Source organism: Glutamicibacter sp. HZAU, assembly GCF_004100365.1.
Lineage (GTDB): Bacteria > Actinomycetota > Actinomycetes > Actinomycetales > Micrococcaceae > Glutamicibacter > Glutamicibacter nicotianae.
Genome location: NZ_SCKZ01000006.1, coordinates 392,359 through 410,835 on the forward strand (window position 1 = coordinate 392,359; position 18,477 = coordinate 410,835).

17 protein-coding genes are annotated in these 18,477 nt (G+C 63.7%); 6 read left to right on the top strand and 11 right to left on the bottom strand.

Features of this window, described 5'->3' with window-relative positions; all coding sequences use genetic code 11:
* Positions 1–45: 45 nt before the first annotated feature.
* A complete protein-coding gene (locus EKH49_RS11615) occupies positions 46–1,485 on the top strand; it encodes a glycosyltransferase family 2 protein (protein ID WP_236641136.1) in 1,440 nt (479 codons plus the stop codon).
* A complete protein-coding gene (locus tag EKH49_RS11620) occupies positions 1,482–1,703 on the top strand; it encodes a hypothetical protein (protein ID WP_236641137.1) in 222 nt (73 codons plus the stop codon). The genes EKH49_RS11615 and EKH49_RS11620 overlap by 4 nt, the downstream gene beginning before the upstream one ends.
* On the opposite strand, the gene EKH49_RS11625 is transcribed toward EKH49_RS11620, so the two are convergent.
* Positions 1,665–2,360, bottom strand: coding sequence for an EAL domain-containing protein (locus EKH49_RS11625; RefSeq protein ID WP_128470957.1), 696 nt, complete (start codon positions 2,358–2,360; stop codon positions 1,665–1,667). The two genes, EKH49_RS11620 and EKH49_RS11625, sit on opposite strands and share 39 nt — an antisense overlap.
* Before the next feature lie 130 nt (positions 2,361–2,490).
* On the opposite strand from EKH49_RS11625, the gene EKH49_RS11630 reads away from it, so the two are divergent.
* Positions 2,491–3,531 carry a GGDEF domain-containing protein gene (locus tag EKH49_RS11630; RefSeq protein ID WP_161567511.1) on the top strand — a complete coding sequence of 347 codons (1,041 nt, stop codon included), beginning with the start codon at positions 2,491–2,493 and terminating at the stop codon, positions 3,529–3,531.
* A 9-nt stretch (positions 3,532–3,540) separates the two neighbouring features.
* On the opposite strand, the gene EKH49_RS11635 is transcribed toward EKH49_RS11630, so the two are convergent.
* Positions 3,541–5,031, bottom strand: a complete 1,491-nt coding sequence (locus tag EKH49_RS11635) for a SulP family inorganic anion transporter (RefSeq protein WP_128470959.1) — start codon at positions 5,029–5,031, stop codon at positions 3,541–3,543.
* A 158-nt stretch (positions 5,032–5,189) separates the two neighbouring features.
* Entirely contained in the window at positions 5,190–5,660 is a 471-nt protein-coding gene (locus EKH49_RS11640) for a hypothetical protein (RefSeq protein ID WP_128470960.1), read from the bottom strand.
* Between the two features lie 567 nt (positions 5,661–6,227).
* On the opposite strand from EKH49_RS11640, the gene EKH49_RS11645 reads away from it, so the two are divergent.
* Positions 6,228–6,443, top strand: coding sequence for a hypothetical protein (locus EKH49_RS11645; protein WP_128470961.1), 216 nt, complete (start codon positions 6,228–6,230; stop codon positions 6,441–6,443).
* 254 nt (positions 6,444–6,697) lie between these two features.
* Positions 6,698–7,876 (top strand): glycerate kinase, encoded by a 1,179-nt coding sequence (locus tag EKH49_RS11650; RefSeq protein ID WP_128470962.1) that lies wholly within the window; start codon positions 6,698–6,700, stop codon positions 7,874–7,876.
* 15 nt (positions 7,877–7,891) lie between these two features.
* Here the strand turns inward: EKH49_RS11650 and EKH49_RS11655 are convergent, their stop codons facing one another.
* The 7 genes from EKH49_RS11655 to EKH49_RS11685 form a co-directional block, all read right to left on the bottom strand.
* Positions 7,892–8,740: an SDR family oxidoreductase gene (locus EKH49_RS11655; RefSeq protein ID WP_128470963.1), complete on the bottom strand. Its 849-nt coding sequence runs from the start codon at positions 8,738–8,740 to the stop codon at positions 7,892–7,894.
* Between the two features lie 75 nt (positions 8,741–8,815).
* Positions 8,816–9,487 carry a GntR family transcriptional regulator gene (locus tag EKH49_RS11660; protein WP_128470964.1) on the bottom strand — a complete coding sequence of 224 codons (672 nt, stop codon included), beginning with the start codon at positions 9,485–9,487 and terminating at the stop codon, positions 8,816–8,818.
* Positions 9,480–11,108, bottom strand: coding sequence for an FAD-dependent monooxygenase (locus EKH49_RS11665; RefSeq protein ID WP_128470965.1), 1,629 nt, complete (start codon positions 11,106–11,108; stop codon positions 9,480–9,482). The genes EKH49_RS11660 and EKH49_RS11665 overlap by 8 nt, the downstream gene beginning before the upstream one ends.
* A 50-nt stretch (positions 11,109–11,158) precedes the next feature.
* On the bottom strand, positions 11,159–12,049 hold the full coding sequence (locus tag EKH49_RS11670; RefSeq protein WP_128470966.1) for a fumarylacetoacetate hydrolase family protein: 891 nt from the start codon (positions 12,047–12,049) through the stop codon (positions 11,159–11,161).
* 41 nt (positions 12,050–12,090) lie between these two features.
* Complete coding sequence (locus tag EKH49_RS11675) at positions 12,091–12,975, bottom strand: VOC family protein (protein ID WP_128470967.1); 885 nt, start codon at positions 12,973–12,975, stop codon at positions 12,091–12,093.
* A gap of 148 nt (positions 12,976–13,123) precedes the next feature.
* Positions 13,124–14,494: a carboxylesterase family protein gene (locus EKH49_RS11680; protein WP_128470968.1), complete on the bottom strand. Its 1,371-nt coding sequence runs from the start codon at positions 14,492–14,494 to the stop codon at positions 13,124–13,126.
* A 2-nt stretch (positions 14,495–14,496) separates the two neighbouring features.
* Entirely contained in the window at positions 14,497–16,479 is a 1,983-nt protein-coding gene (locus EKH49_RS11685; protein ID WP_128470969.1) for a flavin-containing monooxygenase, read from the bottom strand.
* A 136-nt stretch (positions 16,480–16,615) separates the two neighbouring features.
* Between EKH49_RS11685 and EKH49_RS11690 the strand changes: the two genes are divergently transcribed.
* A complete protein-coding gene (locus EKH49_RS11690) occupies positions 16,616–17,326 on the top strand; it encodes a GntR family transcriptional regulator (RefSeq protein WP_128470970.1) in 711 nt (236 codons plus the stop codon).
* Between the two features lie 106 nt (positions 17,327–17,432).
* Here EKH49_RS11690 and EKH49_RS11695 read toward each other — a convergent pair whose 3' ends face one another.
* Entirely contained in the window at positions 17,433–17,954 is a 522-nt protein-coding gene (locus EKH49_RS11695; protein WP_128470971.1) for a hypothetical protein, read from the bottom strand.
* Between the last annotated feature and the right edge of the window lie 523 nt (positions 17,955–18,477).

The following is an 18,477-nucleotide window of genomic DNA, read 5'->3' on the forward strand; positions in this document are numbered from 1 at the left end:
CCTCGGGGGCGACAAGGAAAATCCTTACGTGAATGGGGTGCGTACGTGCAGAAGCATTTCAGCCGACTAGTGGGCATCGCGGTGATCATGATCGTGGTTCTCGCGGCCTCGCTGCTGGTGTGGGCGCTGAGCATCGCTGATCGGCCGGTGGGAATGTGGAACCCGATCGAGGTCCACATCGGAAGGCTCTGGACAACCTTCTACAGCTCCGAGCTGCCGGATTTGTCGATCCTGGTTTTCTCCGTTGCCGCCGCGGTGATCCTGGTGCTCCTGGTGGTCCTGGGCGAGCGTCTGGTCACCTGGCGCTATCGCCGCACACCAATCGAGAAATCGAGCCGGCCGCTGGCGCCCAAGGCGGTGATGGGCCGCACCCGAGGCGTCTACGCAGGACCGGTCACCGTGACCGTGCTGATTCCGGCACACAATGAAGAAGCTTCCCTGCCGTACACCCTGAAGGCCCTGGAGGAGCAGAGCTTTGCTCCATCGCGCATCATCGTGGTGGCTGACAACTGCACCGACCGGACCGTGCAGGTCGCCGGCGAGCACGGGGTAGAGGTGTTCGAATCGGTGGACAACAAGCACAAGAAGGGCGGGGCGCTGAACCAGGCGCTGCACTCCATCCTGCCCGGGATGGGCGATAACGACTGCGTCATGGTGATGGACGCCGACAGCCAGATCGGCGCGGACTTCCTGGCAACCGCCCGGGACCGCTTCACCTGGGACCGCGCGCTGATGGCGGTGGGCGGGCTGTTCCACGGCGAAGAAGGCCACGGGCTGATCGGCCAATTCCAGCGCAACGAATACACCCGCTATCAGCGCGAAATCTCGCGGCGCGACGGCCGGGTCTTCGTGCTGACCGGTACCGCCTCGGTCTTCCGCGCCTCGGCCCTGCGCGAGGTGGCGGCTGCGCGCGGCAGCTTGCTTCCGGGCACTCCCGGCGAGGTCTACGACACAGCTGCCCTGACCGAAGACAATGAGCTGACCATTGCGCTGAAAACCCTCGGCGCGCTGACCACGTCGCCGCAGGACTGCACGGTGGTCACCGAACTGATGCCCAACTGGAAGATGCTGTGGGCGCAGCGTCTGCGCTGGCAGCGCGGGGCGTTGGAGAATCTGGGCGCGTACGGAGTCACCGCGCAGACCTCCCGGTACTGGGCGCAGCAGGTAGGCATCGGCTATGGAGTGATCGCGCTGTTCAGCTATTTTGTGCTGATGATCATCATGCTGATCTCCATGGACACCTGGGTGTGGTTCCCGTTCTGGATGCTGCTGGGCGCGCTGTTCGCGCTCGAGCGCGTGGTCACAGTCTGGCGCGGCGGCTGGAAAGCCAGGATCGTCGCCGCACTGGTGATTCCCGAGCTGGTCTACGACGCCTTCCTCGATCTCGCATTCCTCAAGGGCGTCGGGGATATCGCCTTTGCCCGCAGCGCGGATTGGAAGCATGTCGACCACGCAGGTGCCGCACGGAAGGAAAACATCTCATGATGAATCTCATCGTCCAGATCCCGCGGGGAATCATTCTCCCCGAAAGCGTGCTACTCAGCGATTGGTTCGCCGTGCTAGCCTCGTTCGTCGCGATCAACACCGTGCTCTATCTGGTCCTGGGCTTGGCCAAGCTGCTGCCGGTGTTCCGGATCCGCAGCGCACGGGGACGCGAACGCCGCTCAGAAACCAGGAATATCGATCCCGAGGCGTCCGTGTAGCTCATGCATCGCCGCGGGCAGGTCCGCCAGCTCGATGCCGGGGCTGAAATAGAAGCCTTGCGCATAGTCGAAGTCCAGCCTGCGGGCCAGCTCCAAGTGCTCGGCGGTTTCGACCCCCTCGACCAGCGTCTTGGCATTGATCTCGCGGGCGGCCGCCAGCAGGATGTCCACATGCTCGCGGGCCTCGGCCGATGCCAGGTAGTGGACGAACAGCGAACGGTCCAGCTTCACGATGTGCGGCAACAGGCGCAGGATGCGCTCCCTGGTCGCGTAGCCGATGCCTGCATCGTCAACGAGCAGCAGGCAGCCGAGCTCATCGGCATTGATCCGGGCCGCATCGCAAACTTCCGGTGCGGACAGCTCGTTCAGTTCCAGCCCCCAGTCCAGCCGGCGATCAAGTTCCGGGGCAGTGCGCGCGAAGGCCTTGATTGCAGGGCCCGAGGCATTCATGGTGAGCAGCAGCCCGTCGGGCAGCCCTTCGGCGGCGTGGACGATGCCCTCCAGGGCACGCAGCTCCAGCGCCAGCAGATTGCCTTCGGCCCGGGCCTGGGCGAAATGCTCGTCCGGCCGGCGTCCGTCGCTGAATCGTGCCAGCGCCTCGAAGCCCAGCAGCGCGTCGGCGCGCAGGTTGATCAGGGGCTGGAATGCAAACTTCATGGTCCACCTAGGCTGGCGATGCGGATTGGCAACATCATGCTGGTTAGGCTGTTGTGTACGAAGGTGATATTACCCTGAAGCTGGCCAGGGATACGCGGTACTGATGAATTCACAAGGAAGCGGGAGCAGCATGCCCAGGACAAGGAACCGGCGGGCCAACGATGACGGAATCTGGTGGAGCCGGCTGCTGCCAGCCAGGCTCCGCAGGATCAAGCGACTGGAAGTTGCTGTCACCGGGATGGTGGCGGCCTTCCTGCTGGCGTTCTATCTGGTCAACCTGGGCAATGATTTCAGTTCTCCGCTCATCCAGAAGCTGGCGGTGGCAAGGGTTGCAGGGACCTTGGCCATGGTGATCACCGTGTGGATGCTGCTTGACCGTTTTCCACTGTGGATTGCCTATCTCGGGGCCCTGGCCGAGTTGTCGGCTTTTGTCGCCTTCGTGGGATTCTCGGTCAACCATGAGCAGATCGTCTTCAGGCTCCAGGAATTTCCGCTTATCGCGCTCTATATGTCCTGGCTCTTTCCGCCGGCGGTCACCCGGTGGACCATCTATCCGATCATGGCTTTCACGATTCCCTACTCGGTGTTCTTCGGCCCTGCAGTAGGCACCGAGCACCAAAGCGGGCCGCTGAACGTGCTGAGCCTGGTCTTCTTCACCGTAGTTGGCTTGTTCGTCGGCCACTACGTCAAGCGCCGGTTCCGCCAGCAAACCCAGGTTGATGCGCTGACCGGCGCCTTGAACCGCGTCGGGCTGTCAGCGCGTGGCGAGGCCGCCTTGCTCGCGTCGCGGAAGCACCGCAGGCCGCTGGCTGTGGCGCTGCTGGACATGGACGGATTCAAGGAGATCAACGACCAGGACGGCCATGACGCGGGGGACCGTGCGCTGAAGGAGCTGGTGCGGCATCTGCGCAGCTCGATCCGTGCCGGAGACCTGGTCTGCCGATTGGGCGGAGACGAATTCGTGCTGGTGTTCCCCAATACGACCCAGGGCCAGGCGCAGCTATTGATGGAGCGCATTGCGGGCTCATCCAAGCTGGCCTGGAGCTTCGGAACTGCGCAGGCCCGAGCCGACGACAACTTGAGCACCATGATCCTGCGCGCCGACCGGGACATGTACGCCTCCAAGCGCCAGCGTGCTGCCGAACGCGGCAAGCCCGCCGGGGAATTCTGAGTTCCGCCCCTATCCGAGCTTGCCGCCCATCCGGTCCTGCATCTTCTGGCTGGCCTCGTTCAGGCCCTGGATTTCCACACTCTTCCCGTAGTGCGCGTATTTGGTGCGGATCGAGTCCAGGGCGGCGACGGTCGAGGCATCCCAGAGGTGCGAGTCGGACATGTCGATGATGACCTTCTCGGGGTCCTGCGCGTAGTCGAACTGCATGTACAGGTCGTTGGAGGAAGCGAAGAACAGCTCGCCGTTGACCTTGTACACGGCCGAATCTTCGGTAGCGCTGCGGTCCACGGTGACCATATGCGCCACGCGATTTGCGAAGAGCACCATTGCCGCAAGGATGCCCGCGCCCACGCCGATGGCGAGGTTGCTGGTGATCACCGTGAGCGCCACGGTGATGGCCATGACGAAGGTTTCGCTCTTGGGCATCATCTTCAGCGTGCTCGGGCGGATTGAATGCCAGTCGAAGGTGGTCGCCGAAACCACGATCATCACCGCGACCAGCGCTGCCATCGGAATCCGTGCGACGATGTCGCCGAGCAGCACCGCCAGCAGCAGCATGAAGATGCCGGCGAAGGCGGTGGAGATGCGGGTGCGTCCGCCGGAGACCTTCACTCCCACCATGGTCTGGCCGATCATCGCGCAACCGCAGATGCCGCCGAAGAAGCCGGTGACGATATTCGCGGTGCCCTGCGCCCAGGACTCGCGGGTCTTGCTCGACGGGGTGTCGGTGATGTCATCGACCAGCTTGGCGGTCAGCAGGGATTCGAGCAGGCCGACGAAGGCCACCGCGATCGCATAGGGCGCGATGATCTGCAGCGTCTCCAGGTTCAGCGGCACGCCGGGCAGGTGGAAGATCGGCAGCGAGTCGGGCAGCTCGCCCTTGTCGCCCACGGTGGGCACGGAGACCTTCGCGAAGATGGTGATCGCGGTGAGCACCACGATCGCGATCAGCGGCGCCGGGACCGCTTTGGTGATCTTCGGGAAGAAGCAGACGATGGCGACGCCGAGGATCACCAGCGGGTAGACCATCCACGGGACATTGCGCAGCTCGGGCATCTGCGCCCAGAAAATCGAGATGGCCAGGCCATTGACGAAACCGATCATCACCTGGCGCGGAATGAAGCGCAGCAGCTTGGCCACGCCCAGCACAGCCAGCGTGACCTGGATGATGCCGGCCAGCACCACCGCCGCGAAGAGGTATTCCACTCCGTGGGTGCGCACCAGCGGGGCGACCACCAGTGCCACCGCGCCGGCGGCCGCGGAAATCATCGCCGGGCGCCCGCCGGTGATCGCGATGACCACCGACATGGTGAAGGAGGCGAAGATGCCTACGCGCGGGTCCACCCCGGCGATCACGGTGAACGCGATGACCTCGGGGATCAGTGCCAGGGAAACGACCAGGCCAGCGAGCAGTTCGGTTTTCAGCAGCCGCGGGGACTTGAGGGTGCGCAGCACCGACTGCCGTTGCAGGGGCGTCAATTCAGCGGTCGCGGTACTCACCGGGGCTCCGTTTCGTCAGGTGTCCCAGGGAAGGGAAGTGGGATCCCGTCTACGTTATCGCACCTACGCCCAATCGGGCTCAGGGCTGCAGATCGGACGCAGGCGCTGACCGTCATTCGGGAGGTACGCGCTCGCCGGTTGGGAGAAGATCAGATTGGTCAGTGGCCAGTGTCCAGAAGCTCTCCGACGCCGCGAAGGTTGATTTCACCGACGGTGACTCTGTGCAGATATTGATCTGGTGCTTCTTGTTCAGCACTGTCCCGACTGCAATACAGGGCCGTAGGCTGCGGAGACTCCATGATCCCGAAGACTGGATTCCCGTCGCCATCCTCGTCGTACGGTAACAAAGCAGTATGCGTGAGATACAGAATGCTGCCTGTTGCCACGTCCATGCCTTCAGCGTTCTTCACCGTTCGGGCTTCCCAGCTGACTTCAGTTTCCGGGCACTTTTCCTGGATCTCAAAGCATTCAGGCTCATTGGCCACGACCGCAATTATTGGCTCTATATGTTCCAGATCTGGAAATGGGCTGGGTTGTTTGCCATAGACAACGTAGACCGACAGTTGCTCTGCATATTTCGGGCTAAGGCGATTCTTGATGCTTGACAGGATGCTGCTCAGAGGCGGCATGGATCCCCCATTCTGTACAGGAACATACGCACCAGCATAGTAAGTCGCGCCATTTTAAATTAGAAATCCCGGCGAATTGCTTCGCCGGGATTTCTCGATCATCACTCGCACCTTCATGAGGTACTTACAAATATAGGAGGCAAAGCTATGCCGGTGCTGAGCGCCGACTGCAGATTAGGGGAGGATCGTGCCGCCGGTTGCCTCCAGGAAGAGTTCCTTGTCGTGAGTCGCAGGTCGCAGGGTGCCGGAAATAATTTCAACGGCCCTCGTGCAGTTCGCGGTTTCGAGAATTGCCGGAAGCAGGCAAATGGTTTTGGATACAGGAACTGGCACTGTCGCAAGACCGACAGTGCCAGTTTCCGCGTCATCACTCGCACCTTCATGAGGTACTTATAACTCTAGAGCGGCAGTCTGTGGATGCTATAAGCATGCACTGCGCGTAGGCCATGCATCGGGCAAGATGCTTGTTGTTAGCCAGCAACTCCGGTTGGTGAACTGAGCAATGCCCTGCGCCCGGATCATTCAACCCTGCAGCGCCAAGCGACTGCGGCCATCAGGGAAGGATACTTGGAACGCATTGCCGATCCCCAGGGAAATGTCGCCCGCAAGATCTGCCTGACCTCGATGGGCGCCGAACGGCTGTCGGATTCCCGCGCGCTGTCCATCGCTTCGCTGGAGCAGATCCTGGGCGATTGGAGCTCTGCGGATATCGAGCAATTCGCCAAGTACCTGAATCGCTTCAACAGCTCGATCGAAGAGTACAGCGAAGCCAAAAGGGCTTAAAGAGAAGTTCCCGTTGGGCAATATCCAACGGGAACTTCTACGATCATCACTCGCACCTTCAAGAGGTGTTTACAACACTACTGGCGGTTTCTGTGCCGTCCCTTTGGCTCAGCTACGCATATTCGATGCTTCCGCACAGGCAGGGTACACAGAAGGCCGTTGGGCGAAATGCACATAGATCCACGGGCCGACCGGAGTGAAACTTGGTCAAATCTCCATAGGCCCGCGAGCCGCTTCTCCCTATGCTGGGAAGCATGACTCCAACGCAGAAGCCAGCACCCGCAGCGACCCGTCCGTTGAACGTGGCCATCGTGCCTGATTCCTTCAAAGGCAGTGCGCGGGCCAGCGAAGTGGCATCGGCCCTGGCTGACGGCTTTGCCAAGGGAGCGACCAGCCGCAAACGCGAGGTTGAGATTACCGCGGTGCCCTTCGCCGATGGCGGCGAAGGAACCCTCGAAGCATTGATCGATGCCTGGGGCACCGAAGCGATCAGCGTGCAGACCACCGACGCCCTGGGCCGCCCTGTCGCGTCCCGGCTGGGACTGTCGGCCGACGGGAAGATCGCCGTGGTTGAAGCGGCCGAAGCTGCCGGCCTGCCTCAGGTCAGCGACGTCGAGCGCCAGCCGTTGGAGGCAACGACCTACGGCCTGGGCGCGCTGGTCTCCCGGGCCCTGGAGCTGGGCGTCTCGCAAATCATCTTGTGCTTGGGCGGCTCGGCCACCACCGACGGCGGCACCGGGCTGCTTGCTGCCCTCGGCGCCAGCTTCCTGGATGCCGACGGCGCGAAGCTGCCCGCTGGGGGCGGAGCGCTGCAGAATCTGGACTCCATCGACGTTTCGGAGCTTGACCCGCGGGCGGCGAACGTCCAATGGCAGATCGCCTGCGATGTCACCAACCCGCTGCTCGGCGCCAAGGGCGCGGCCGCGGTGTTCGGTCCGCAGAAGGGCGCCAGCCAGGAGCAGGTGCAGCTCCTGGATGCAGGCCTGGCCCGGCTGGCCGATGTGCTGGAAGCCGATACCGGGCGCAAGCTGCGCGAGCAGCCGGGCATGGGCGCGGCCGGCGGCTTGGCCATCAGCCTCGGATCCTACTTCCAGGTGGATCTGGTCCCCGGCTGGGATTTGGTGGCGCAAGTGCTTGGCGCCCACGGCATCCTCGAGGGCGCGGATCTGGTACTGACCGGGGAAGGGCGCCTGGATTCGCAGTCGCTGGACGGGAAGGTGGTCTCCGGGGTGCTGCAGGCAGCCGGCGAGAACGCCGAGGTGATCGTGGTTGCCGGGTCGGTGGACCTGACCGATGAACAGCTGGAGGACTCCGGAATCCTGGCCGCTTATTCCATTGCCCCGGGGCCGGCAACGCTGGCAGAACTCTCCGCGCAGACCCTGTCCCTGGTGGAGCGCACCGCGTTCAGCGTGGCGCGCACCTACCTGCGCTAGCCTGCGCGTTCGGGGTCAGCCGGCCGTGCGCAGGTATTCCTCGAGAGAGATCGGCGGGGTGCCGGTGATGATTTCGACGTGGTTGCTCACCTGTGACATCGCATCGCTGGCGATGGCCGTATAGGTGCTGACCCAGGCATCCAGCTGCCAGTCCGGGGCACCGAAGACCGCACGCGAGGCGTACGCCTCCTCGATGGTTTCGTTGTGGAACACGATCTGCTTGCCGCCGGCCTCGCTGAGGATGCGTGCCACATCGGCCATGTCCAGGGACTGCGGGCCGGTCAGCTCGTAGGTGGCGCCGGCATGCTCTGCCGGATCTGCGAGCACGGCGGCCACGGACCGCGCCACGTCGGCCCGGGCGACCGGAACGAAGCGGCCCTCGCCTGCAGGTCCGCGGATGACCCCGTCCTGCCCGGCAAGGTGCGGCATGAGGTCCTGGTAGAAGCTGTCGCGCAGGAAAGTCCAGCGCATCCCGGACTCCTTCAGGTATTGCTCGGTGGCGTGGTGCTCGCGGGCAAGGGTGAACAGCGCATCGGGTGCCGCGGCGGAAAAGGATGTATAGATGACCTGCTTTACCCCGGCCTTACTGGCCGCGTCGATGAAGGCACGGTGCAGATCCATCCGCTGCGGTCCTTCCGGAGCGGAGACCATGAAGAGTACCTCGATGCCGTCAAGAGCCTCGGCGCTGGCGGACTGGTCGGCATAGTCGAACTGCCGCACCTCGGCCTCGGGCAGTTCCGGGGCTTTTGACGGCGTGCGCGCCAGCAGTCGCTGGGCGATCCCGCGGTGGGCGAGCCGATGGGCCACCAGGGATCCGAGCGCTCCGGTGGAGCCGGTGACTGCAATGCTTGGCGTGGATCCCATGGCTGCTCGCTTCCCCTCTGGTGCAATGCCCAGTGCCAGCCTAGGTGACACGGCGATCGAAACGGTAGGGCAGCGCTAGAAATTCTCCAGCTTGAGCAGGCCGGCTTCAAGGATCACCTGGGCCGTTGCCTCATAGTGGGCGCGCAGGCGCTCGCCGAGCTGCTCCGCATTGCGATCCAGCGCAGCCTGGAGCAGTCCTTCGTGCTCGGCTTCGACATTCCGATGCGTGGCGGCTTCGGTGGCCGCGGCCCAGCGGCGGTAGAGCAGCGTCGAATTGGCCAGGTTGGCCGACAGGTCCAGGATCGGCGGGCAAGCGCAGGGGGCGAGCAGCAGCTGATGGAACTCGCGGTGCGCCTTGCCCCATGCGGGGGTGAACTGCTCGGGATGATCTGCGCGGCGGCGCGGAGCCTTGGCCAGCCGGTAGTGCGCGGCGATCAGGGCGGACTCCCATTCCAGATCCCCGCGCTCGAGTGCAAGCCTGGCGGCCAGCTCTTCGGTGACGCAGCGCAGTTCGGTCTGGTCGCGCAGCTGGCGCAGGTTCAGCTCCGGGACAAAGAAGCCGCGATTGGGGATTGCCGCCACCAGGCCCTCGCCGGACAGCCGGGTCAGCGACTCGCGGATGACGGTGGTGCTCGTGGAAAAGCGCTGCGCCAGGTGCGGAGGAGCAAGGCGCTCGCCGGGCATCCAGGCGCCATCGAGGATGGCCTCGCGGATGCCCGATAGTGCGGCTTCGGCCGGCTTAGCCATGGCTTGGCTGCTTTGCCGTCCCGAAGGAAGCCAGCACGGTGGCCTTGGAGCTCATTTCCTTGAGCAGCAGGGCGCGGTCGTTGGATGGAGCAATGCCTGCGACATAGTAGTCCGGGCGGATCAGCAGGACAGTGCCGGTGGCGGCATCGAAGACGCGGGAGGTGTCGGTGGCGGTGACGGTGCTGCCGTCCTGGCTGGTGAAGACCAGCTGGTGGCCGGCGGCCACCTCGATGGTGTTCCAGCCTGGGGCCAGCAGGTCATCGAGCGTGGTGGCCGCGCCGTTGGCATCCACCTCGGGCTGCGGGAGCATGCGCCCGACGAAGTCCTGGGCCAGGTGCGGGACCCCGGGCAGCGGGGGAAGGACCGTGCCGGTGGTGTAGTTCGGCTGCTTGAGGAAGCGCATGCCGGTCAGCCAGCGGTTCAACGGCGGAATGATCCGGGTGCCGACGACCACCGCGTCGCGGATCCGGGTGATCACCGGGTTGGTGTTCATGACCACCCAGCCGATGCGCTTGGAGAGCTTGACCATCTCGGCGGCGTGCGGGCGGCGCTCGATTTCGTAGTCGTCGATGATCGATTCCTCGGCCTCGCCGGCGATGACGGCTGCCAAGCGCCAGGAAATGGCGGCGGCATCGCGGATGCCGGCGTTCAGGCCCTGCCCGGCGAAGGGCGGCATCAGGTGCGCGGCGTCGCCGGCGAGCAGCACCCGGCGCTCGCGGTAGCGTTCGGCGATGCGCTGGTGCGCGGTGTAAACGGCGGCGCGGCGGATGGTCACCGTCTCGGTGTCCTGGAACGGGGAGATCAGCTTGGTGATGGAGGCTGGCGAGGTCATCTGCTCCCCGTCCTCGTGGTCGAAGAGCATGAATTCGTAGCGGCGGCGGCCGTTCACCCCGGGGACCACCACGGCCGGGCGCTGCCCGTTGCAGTGGAAAGAGGCGAAGGGCTCCGGGTTGCCGGGCACATCCAGCAGGTCCACCACGATCCAGCGTTCGGTCTGGGTGGAGCCCTGCAGGCCGATGCCCAGCTCGCGGCGGGTGAAGGACTTGCCGCCATCGCAGGCCAGCACCCACTTCGCCTTGAATTCCAGTGCGGTTTCAGTGCCTTCGGCGCCCGCGTAGGGATCGTGGCCGGCGTCGCCGATTTTCGCGCCGTTGAAGCCGGTGGTGGCCTCTCCGGTACGGGTGGCATGCACGATGACGTGGTCCTCGTGCTGCTGGATCGAGGTGGCCGCGGTGGCGTAGTGCAGGGCCAGGTTCTGCCGCAGGGCGGCCGCCTCGTAGAGCAGGCCTTCCAGGATCGGCTGGTCGAACTGGCTCTTGCCGGGCTGGCCCAGGCGCGGGTTGCCCGGGCGCACGTCGGCAATGACCTTGCCGCCCAAGCCGAAGTAGCGGGCACCGGTGTCCATGAGCATCTGCGGGCCCAGCTCATCCATGATCCCCAGGTGCGACATGATGCGCAGGGTCTCATCGGTGGCGCTGATGGCGCGCGGTTCGTCGCCGCTGCCCGGATTCTTCTCGATCAATGCCACCTGCAGGCCGGAATCGGCCAGCAGGTTGGCGGCGGTCAGGCCCGTGGGGCCCGAACCGATGACCAGGACGTCGATTTCATGGGATTGTGCCACTGCCCGCTACTTCCTTGGTTGCTGTCGTGCTTCTGTCGGTTGGTGCGAGGCTAGGCGCTGGCGCCAGCGGTCGCCTGCGCGCCGGCAAGCAGCGAGGCTTCGTCGGCCACGGTGTTGCGCAGGATGCCCAAGCCGGTGATCTCGACCTCGACCACGTCGCCGTGGTTGATCAGGCCGTCCGGGCCGTAGAACAGGCCCACGCCGCCCGGGGTGCCGGTGACGATCACATCGCCCGGGTTCAGCTTGGTGAAGCCGGTGACGTAGTTGATCAGGGTCGGGATGTCGAAGACCAGGTTGGCGACTGGCGCCTGCTGGCGCACTTCGCCGTTGACGCGGGTTTCGAGCACCGCGGTGGTGATGTCGCCCAGGTCGGCTGCCGGCACCAGGTAGGGTCCGAAACCGCCGGTGCCCGGGAAGTTCTTGCCCGGGATCCACTGGCTGGCGGCTTTCTGCCAGTCACGGACGGAGAAATCGTTGTAGCAGGCGTAGCCGGCGATGTGGTCCCAGGCGTCTTCCTTCTCGACGTGGAAGGCTTCCTTGGAGATCACCAGCGCCATTTCGCCCTCGTAGTCGAACTTGGTGGTGGTGGTCGGCTTCACGGCTGGGGCCAGGTGGCCCATCTGCGAATCGGCGAAGCGGGTGAACACGGTCGGCGCGGTCTGCCCGGTCTTGCCCGATTCTTCCTGGTGGGCCAGGTAGTTCACGCCGATGCAGATGATCTTGCCCGGGTTGGTGACCGAGGGCAGGAATTCGATGTCGGACTCGGCGATCGTCGGTGCGCCGGAAAGATCCAGCTGCGTGCCGAAGATGCCCTTTTCGATGGCGTCGCGGGTGCTGGCCGCGAGGTTCTTGCCCGAGGGGCCCAGGTCGTGGACGGTGCCGTCGATGGACACGCCCCAGGTCTCGGTGCCGTCAGCTGCCTTGAAGGATACGTACTGCATGGTGGTGTTGCCTTTCGAAAGTGTTCGCGATGCGTTGCGGTTTAGATGAAGGTCTTCAGTTCGGTGACGGTCGGGATGCCGAAGGTGCGGAAGTCCTCGGTGCGGCGGTTGGACCACATGTTCCACCAGTTCTCGTCTTCGCCCCAGATCACCGGGTCGCGCTCGTCGTCGTAGATCTGTTCCAGGTCGGTGTAGAGCTCCACTACGGCGCCGGAGGTCTCCACGTAGTAGGCGGCGATGTTGTGCCCGGCGCCGTGGCGGACCGGGCCCCAGATCAGTTCGCGGCCGGCTGCGCCCAGGCGGTCGCCGAGCTTGGCCAGGTCGCCGATGGACTGGACCTGCCAGGCGTGGTGGTGGAAGGTGCCCTGGCCCTTGATCAGCGCGATGCCGTGGTGATCCGGGTTGCAGCGCATGAAGTAGGCGAAGTCGTCGCCGATGACATCCGAGAGGCGGAAGTCGAAGATGCGGCGCAGGAATTCCATCATTCCCTTCACGTCGCGCGGGTGGAAGTTGATGTGGCCGTAGCGATCCGGACCGAAGGAGAGCAGGCCGCGGTCGTTGTGCTGCATGCCGGTGTACACCTCGAAGATCCAGCCTTCGGGGCCGACGAACGAGAAGCCGTCCTGGACGCCCAGGGATACCGGGGTTTCGGAGACGATTTTGAAGTTCTCGTCGGCCACGCGCTTGCGGATCTCGCGTAGCGCGTCGCCGTTCTGGGCGATCAGGCCCAGCGAGTGGATGCCGTTGACCTCGGACTCGACGTAGGTCAGCTCGTGGTGCACCGAGTTGGCGGCGAGGTAGACCTCGTTGCCGGTACGTTCGGTGACGCGCAGGCCGAGCAGCTGCGTGGCGTCGAAAATGGATCCTTCGATGTCATTGGTCTGGATGGACACGTGGCCCATTTCCCTGATTAATCCCCAAGCCATGGTGGATCCCTTCTGCTGGCAATAAAAATATTGTGATCTAGATAATTAGATTATTTACTTTAAGTTAGATTGTCTAGTGTTACTGCGAAAGAAATTTGCGCGCCCGTCCGCGCGAACCGGGGGTCCGCGCAGACGGGCGCGCAAATATTTAGGCCAGCACCTGGCGCTTGGCCGCGAAACGCCGGTCGATCTCGCGTTGGACCAAACCGGATTCGGTGAGCGCGGTCAGCGACTGGACGCCTGGCGCATGCAGCGGCAGGCTCTCTCCGGAGTCGCTGGCGGCGCGTCCGGTGCGGATGAACGCTCCGAGCGCACCGCCAAGCTGGGCGGCCGCGGCGCTGAACGTTTCCTCGGTGATGCCATCGAGCATCGGCGCATCATGCCATGCCTGGCGGTTGCCGAAGAGGAATGGCAACTCGAAGCAGTGCGCCGACCCGGCGTTGGGCAGCGGGGAGCTGAGCTCGAAGCCGAACAGCTGGACGCTGGCACCCTGCGCAACGGCCTGATCAGCGAATTCCACAGCGTAGAGCTGGATCTGGTGCAGGGTCATGGCCCTGGCCATCAGCTGCTTGGCCGTGGCCTCGGGCGCCTCGGCGGCCAGTGCTTCGAAAACGCCCTGTGGCTGCGCGAAGTTGCCCGCAATGAAGCCGCGCACCGCTTCGATGCTGAACGCCTGCTCCGGAGCCATGCCGATAAACGCATTGGCTTCATCGGCGGTGTAGGTCATCAGCACTTCGGGCACGTGCAGCCGGGAAGCTGCCTGGTTGACGTCGAACAGGTCTGCCGGAACCGCGCCGTCGGCGCTCGGGTAGAGGCCGAGCCCGCGGCCTGCCCACGCCTTGGCCAGCGCGCCACCGGCGGCCAGCAGCTGTTCGGTGCTGGCTTGCTCCAGAGCGGTCCCGTCCAGGGCTTGGCCGATGACTCCATTGCGCTCATCGGCCATAGCCTGGTTCATTGGCGGTTGGTAGGACAGCGAGCCGAGGTAGAGGCGCTTGAACAGGCCGCGGGCCTCATCGAGCTGAGCCAGCACAAAGGCCCAGAAAGCCCCGGCGGACTGGCCAGCCAGCGTGATTTCCTGCGGATTGCCGCCGAACTGGGCGATGTGGCGCTGCACCCACTGCAAAGCCAGCAGCAGCTCTTCGACCGGCAGGTTGCCTCCGCCCACCGACTGGCGATGCGCCAGCAGGCCGATGCGGTAGTTGACCACGACGACCACGCAGTTCTGCTGTTCCGCGAAATTCTGCGCGTCATACCAGCGCACCGTGCCGGCGCCGGAAACGAATCCGCCGCCGGGAAGGAAGACCATCACCGGAAGACCGCTGGCCTGCTCGGGTGCGAACACCGCGAGCTGGAAAGCATCTTCGCTCTGCGGCAGTTCGTGCAGGGCCGGACCCAGCAGCCAATCCAGCGAACCGGGGGTCTGCGGGAAGATGGCCGGCTGCGCCTCGGCAAGCCCGGTGATTTCACTGAGCTTGCCGAAGCGGCCTGCGCTGCGCTGTGCGTAGCGGTATACCCCCATGCCTAGCGGATTTCCGTGTACTGCGACTGGTCCACTGCGCGGGTGATGTTCCAGTACTCGACGATGGGGTAAGGCCAGATCTGCGAGACGCGGCCGAACTTGTTCTTGTACCAAGTGTGTACGTCCGGGTGGCCCCAGGCCTTCTGGGCGTTTGCGGCATCGAGGTCCGCCACGAACTCATCCAGCACGTCCTGCTTCAGATCCAGGGCCTTCAGGTCCTTTTCCAGCACGATGTTCAGCGCGTCCAGGATGTAGGTCAGGCCGTACTCGATCATCGAGAACAGCGAGCCGTTGACCACGTGGCCGGTATTCGGGCCGGAAACGATGAACAGGTTCGGGAAGCCCGGCACGGTGGCGCCGGCATAGGCGGTGGCGTTGCCGCCCCAGTATTCGTGCAGGTCCTGGCCATCCCGGCCGGTGATGCGCAGCGGCTCGAGGAACTCGGAGGCCTGGAAGCCGGTGGCGTAGATGATGACATCCAGCTCGTGCAGGGTGCCCTCGCCATCGATGATCCCGGCTTCGGTCATTTCGCTCATGCCCGAGGTGACCAGGGTGGTCTGCGGCTTCTTCAGGCTCTTGGCCCATACTCCGTTGTCGCGCAGCATGCGCTTGCCGCCCACGATGTAGTCGGGGGTGACCTTCGCCAGCAGATCCGGGCGGTCTGCGTACTGTTCCTTGAGCATTTCGGTCAGCTGCTGGCGCACGCGCTCGTTGATCGCCGAAACCGAGCCTTCCTTGGTCCAGTTCGGATCCGCGGCGGTGGTGTGCTGGCGGCCCTCGACGCCCAGCCAATGCTGCCAGAAGCGCAGCCACTGGCCGTACTGCGGCAGGTGCTCCACCAGCCAGGTCACGGATTCGGGCATGTCCTCGTAGTAGAACGGGGTAGGCAGCATCCATGGGGAAGAGCGCTGGAAGACCTTGAGCTCCGCGACCTCATCCACGATCGCCGGAACGATCTGGTAGGCGCTGGCGCCGGTGCCGATCACTGCCACCTTCTTGCCTGCCAGCTCGATGCCCGGCTTCCATTCGGCCGAGTGCACATGGATGCCGGCGAACTTGTCGTGGCCCGGGGTGTCGGGGAACTTCGGGCGGTCCAGCTGGCCTACGGCAGTGAGCACGGCGTTGAAGCGGCGTTCCTGCACCTGGCCGCCGTCCACGACCATGGCCAGCACCCAGCGGCCGTCTTCTTCATCCCAGGTCGCCGAGAGGACCTCGGTGCCGAATTGGATGTTCTGCGTGATGCCGGCGCGTTCTGCCACGTCGCGGGTGTACTTGTGGATTTCGGCGCCTTCGGAGAACTGCTGCGGCCAGTCATCGCGCTGCGCGAAGGAGAAGGAGTAGGCGTAGTTGGGGGTATCGAGGCGCACGCCTGGGTAGGTGTTCTTCCACCAGGTGCCGCCGACTTCGTGGCCCTTCTCGAAGACGGTGTAGTCGAGTCCTGCTTGCTTCAGGCGGTAGGCGGCGGCCATGCCGGCCACGCCCGAGCCGATGACCGCCACGGTGAAGTCGCGGGTCGGGGCTACCTGTTCCTTGGTGAAGGCTGGTGCGCCGCTGACTTCTGGGACCAGCGCCATGTCGTGCTTGAGCATCTCGTGGTAATCGCTGGTGGCCTGATTGGTGATCCAGTCAAGGATCGTGGTGGCCTGCTCGTCATCCAGGGTGCCCACCGAGGTGATCTTCTCGTCGCGGATCGTGCGCAGCGCCTCGAAGGCCAGCTCGCGGGCTGCCTCCTGCGCTGCGGCATTCATGCCGCCGTGCGGCTGGCCAACGGTGTCAACCGGCGGCTGCGGCGGGCGCAGCTCATCACGCAGGATCGAGTAATCGCCGGTGGCAGCGGCCAGTGCCACCATCAGCGGCGGCAGTTCGGTGCTTGCGACGATCTGGCGCAGCTGCTCGTCGCTTTCGGTGATCGCCGAGTAGTTGTCACGCCAGTACAGGTCATCTACCTGTTTGGTGGTGGCGGTCTCGATCAGTGATTCGCTCATTGGTTGCTCCTAGCAAGTCATTTCGGGCCGTGCGCGGCAAGGGCCAGCAGACGCGTTATGTAACCAGTGTCACCGGCAAGTTATGCATAAGTCAACTAAAAATGTATTCTTTACCGACTTTGGTATGATCTAGATCATGGCGAAACGCACCGATTCAGAGACGATGTCAAAGCACATCCGTGACACCCTGCGCACCGATATCCTCGATGGGCGCTGGGAGCCAGGTGCCCGGCTCCAGCTCACGCACCTGTCCGAGCATTACGAAACCTCGAGCACGGTCATTCGCGAAGCGTTGACCCGTCTGGTGGGGGACAAGCTGGTGACCCTTCGCGCCAACAAGGGCTTCTTCGTGCCCGAGTTGTCGTTGGCCGAACTGACGGACATCGTGGAGATGCGTTGCGTCAATGAGCAGCTGGCCATCTCGCTGGGCTTCGAGCGCGCGCCATTGGAGTGGGAGAGCGAGCTCATGGCCGCACACCATACCCTGGAGCGCACCCCGCGCCGTTCGGACGAAGACCCGGATAACCACACCCCGGAATGGAATCACGCGCACCAAACCTTCCACGACAAGCTCGTCGAAGCCTGCGGAGTTCCACTGCTGACCGAGATGACCCGAACGCTGTCGGATCTCATCCAGCTCTACGGGCGCTGGGCCGGGCCGGCAACGCGCGATGCCAAACGCGATCTGGACAAGGAGCACCGCGACATCTTGAACGCGGCTTTGGACCGTGATGCCGAATTGGCAGGGCAGTTATTGCGTGCGCACTACGAAACCACACTCAGCGCCGTCAAGAATGGCGGCGAGGTGGGCTTGGCCTGCCTGCCGCATGTGAAGCTGCTGAAGTAGCCGGAAGCTGTTTCGCGGCGCAGCCAAGGCAAGATGTGGCCCGCCGCCATGCGCGGAACTCGGCTCCAGGGCTCAGGATCGAGAGTGCCGCGGGGGAATGCGCCCGTTACAAGAAGCGGGTGCGCAAGGAATCAATGGTTTGGAGCACCTGGCCTTCGCCGGTGCCGATGTTTTCTTCGACCCAGGTGAAGTAGCGCTGGGCTTCTGCCAGGATTCCCGGAATGAAATCGCTGGGATCAACACGGTGCTTGTGCTGGTTCACGGTGAAGAGAGTCGACCGTTCCTTCATCTCCAGGCGAAGCGGCACGGGTTGGCCTGGGAACAGCCGTTGAGCCGATCCCTTGTGCAGATACTCCTCGACCAGTTCAATCAGCTCGAACCAGATCCCGCTCACTTCATCCCACAGCTCGCCTGGAATCAATTCGATCCCGTGGTACGACAGCGAAAGAAAACCTTCACTACCGTAGGGGTTTCTGTTCAGCCGATCCCGCCAAATGCTGGCGGCACGGCCAGGCTCCTGGAACATGCTGACCAGGTAGTTTTCGGGATGCGCGACGAAATCGTCGAGGTCCGTCACCGTGTGCGGGACCAGGATATACGGTTCGCTCTGTACGGCTGGTTCTTTCATCTCACCTTGATTCGTGCCGAGGGCTGACGTGGACGGCTCGACCGTTGCCGATGAGCCTCTGGTGCGTGGCGTCGCTCCAGTTGTCCCACGCTGCAGGCGCTTGCTTGCCCCGCCGGTTTTCAGTGTACTTCGGTTCCGTTTAATAGCGGCACGCAGTGGATTTCGAGCATTGCTGGCGCTCAGGCTTGACGAGCTGCCAACTTGTTGTCCTCAACGACTCCAAGTGCCCTCCTGCGCGGCTCTGCAGCCTAATTGCCGCATCTGCGATAGAGGGGCGAACTATTTTTGAAGAATTTTCTTCAATTTTCGATCAGACGCCGATGCGCGCCTGGCATCGTCTTCATGGCGTGAGAGCGCCATTGAAACCTTCTAGGGAAACTCTACTTGATCTCAAGTTATGCATTGTTCGACAAATAAATAGACGATTTTCCCATGGCTATTTCCCTGAATAACAGCCTTGCTCAAAGGGGCCTTTCCCGTTGACTTGGACCCTTTCTTGCGAGACAAAATCATTCCGAGGGCT

Coding starts and splice junctions, on each gene's coding strand:
- EKH49_RS11650 (WP_128470962.1), top strand. CDS start 6,698: ATGACTCCAACGCAGAAGCCAGCACCCGCAGCGACCCGTCCGTTGAAC.
- EKH49_RS11625 (WP_128470957.1), bottom strand. CDS start 2,360: ATGAAGTTTGCATTCCAGCCCCTGATCAACCTGCGCGCCGACGCGCTG.
- EKH49_RS11640 (WP_128470960.1), bottom strand. CDS start 5,660: ATGCCGCCTCTGAGCAGCATCCTGTCAAGCATCAAGAATCGCCTTAGC.
- EKH49_RS11675 (WP_128470967.1), bottom strand. CDS start 12,975: ATGGCTTGGGGATTAATCAGGGAAATGGGCCACGTGTCCATCCAGACC.
- EKH49_RS11695 (WP_128470971.1), bottom strand. CDS start 17,954: ATGAAAGAACCAGCCGTACAGAGCGAACCGTATATCCTGGTCCCGCAC.
- EKH49_RS11670 (WP_128470966.1), bottom strand. CDS start 12,049: ATGCAGTACGTATCCTTCAAGGCAGCTGACGGCACCGAGACCTGGGGC.
- EKH49_RS11690 (WP_128470970.1), top strand. CDS start 16,616: ATGGCGAAACGCACCGATTCAGAGACGATGTCAAAGCACATCCGTGAC.
- EKH49_RS11655 (WP_128470963.1), bottom strand. CDS start 8,740: ATGGGATCCACGCCAAGCATTGCAGTCACCGGCTCCACCGGAGCGCTC.
- EKH49_RS11680 (WP_128470968.1), bottom strand. CDS start 14,494: ATGGGGGTATACCGCTACGCACAGCGCAGCGCAGGCCGCTTCGGCAAG.
- EKH49_RS11660 (WP_128470964.1), bottom strand. CDS start 9,487: ATGGCTAAGCCGGCCGAAGCCGCACTATCGGGCATCCGCGAGGCCATC.
- EKH49_RS11630 (WP_161567511.1), top strand. CDS start 2,491: ATGCCCAGGACAAGGAACCGGCGGGCCAACGATGACGGAATCTGGTGG.
- EKH49_RS11685 (WP_128470969.1), bottom strand. CDS start 16,479: ATGAGCGAATCACTGATCGAGACCGCCACCACCAAACAGGTAGATGAC.
- EKH49_RS11620 (WP_236641137.1), top strand. CDS start 1,482: ATGATGAATCTCATCGTCCAGATCCCGCGGGGAATCATTCTCCCCGAA.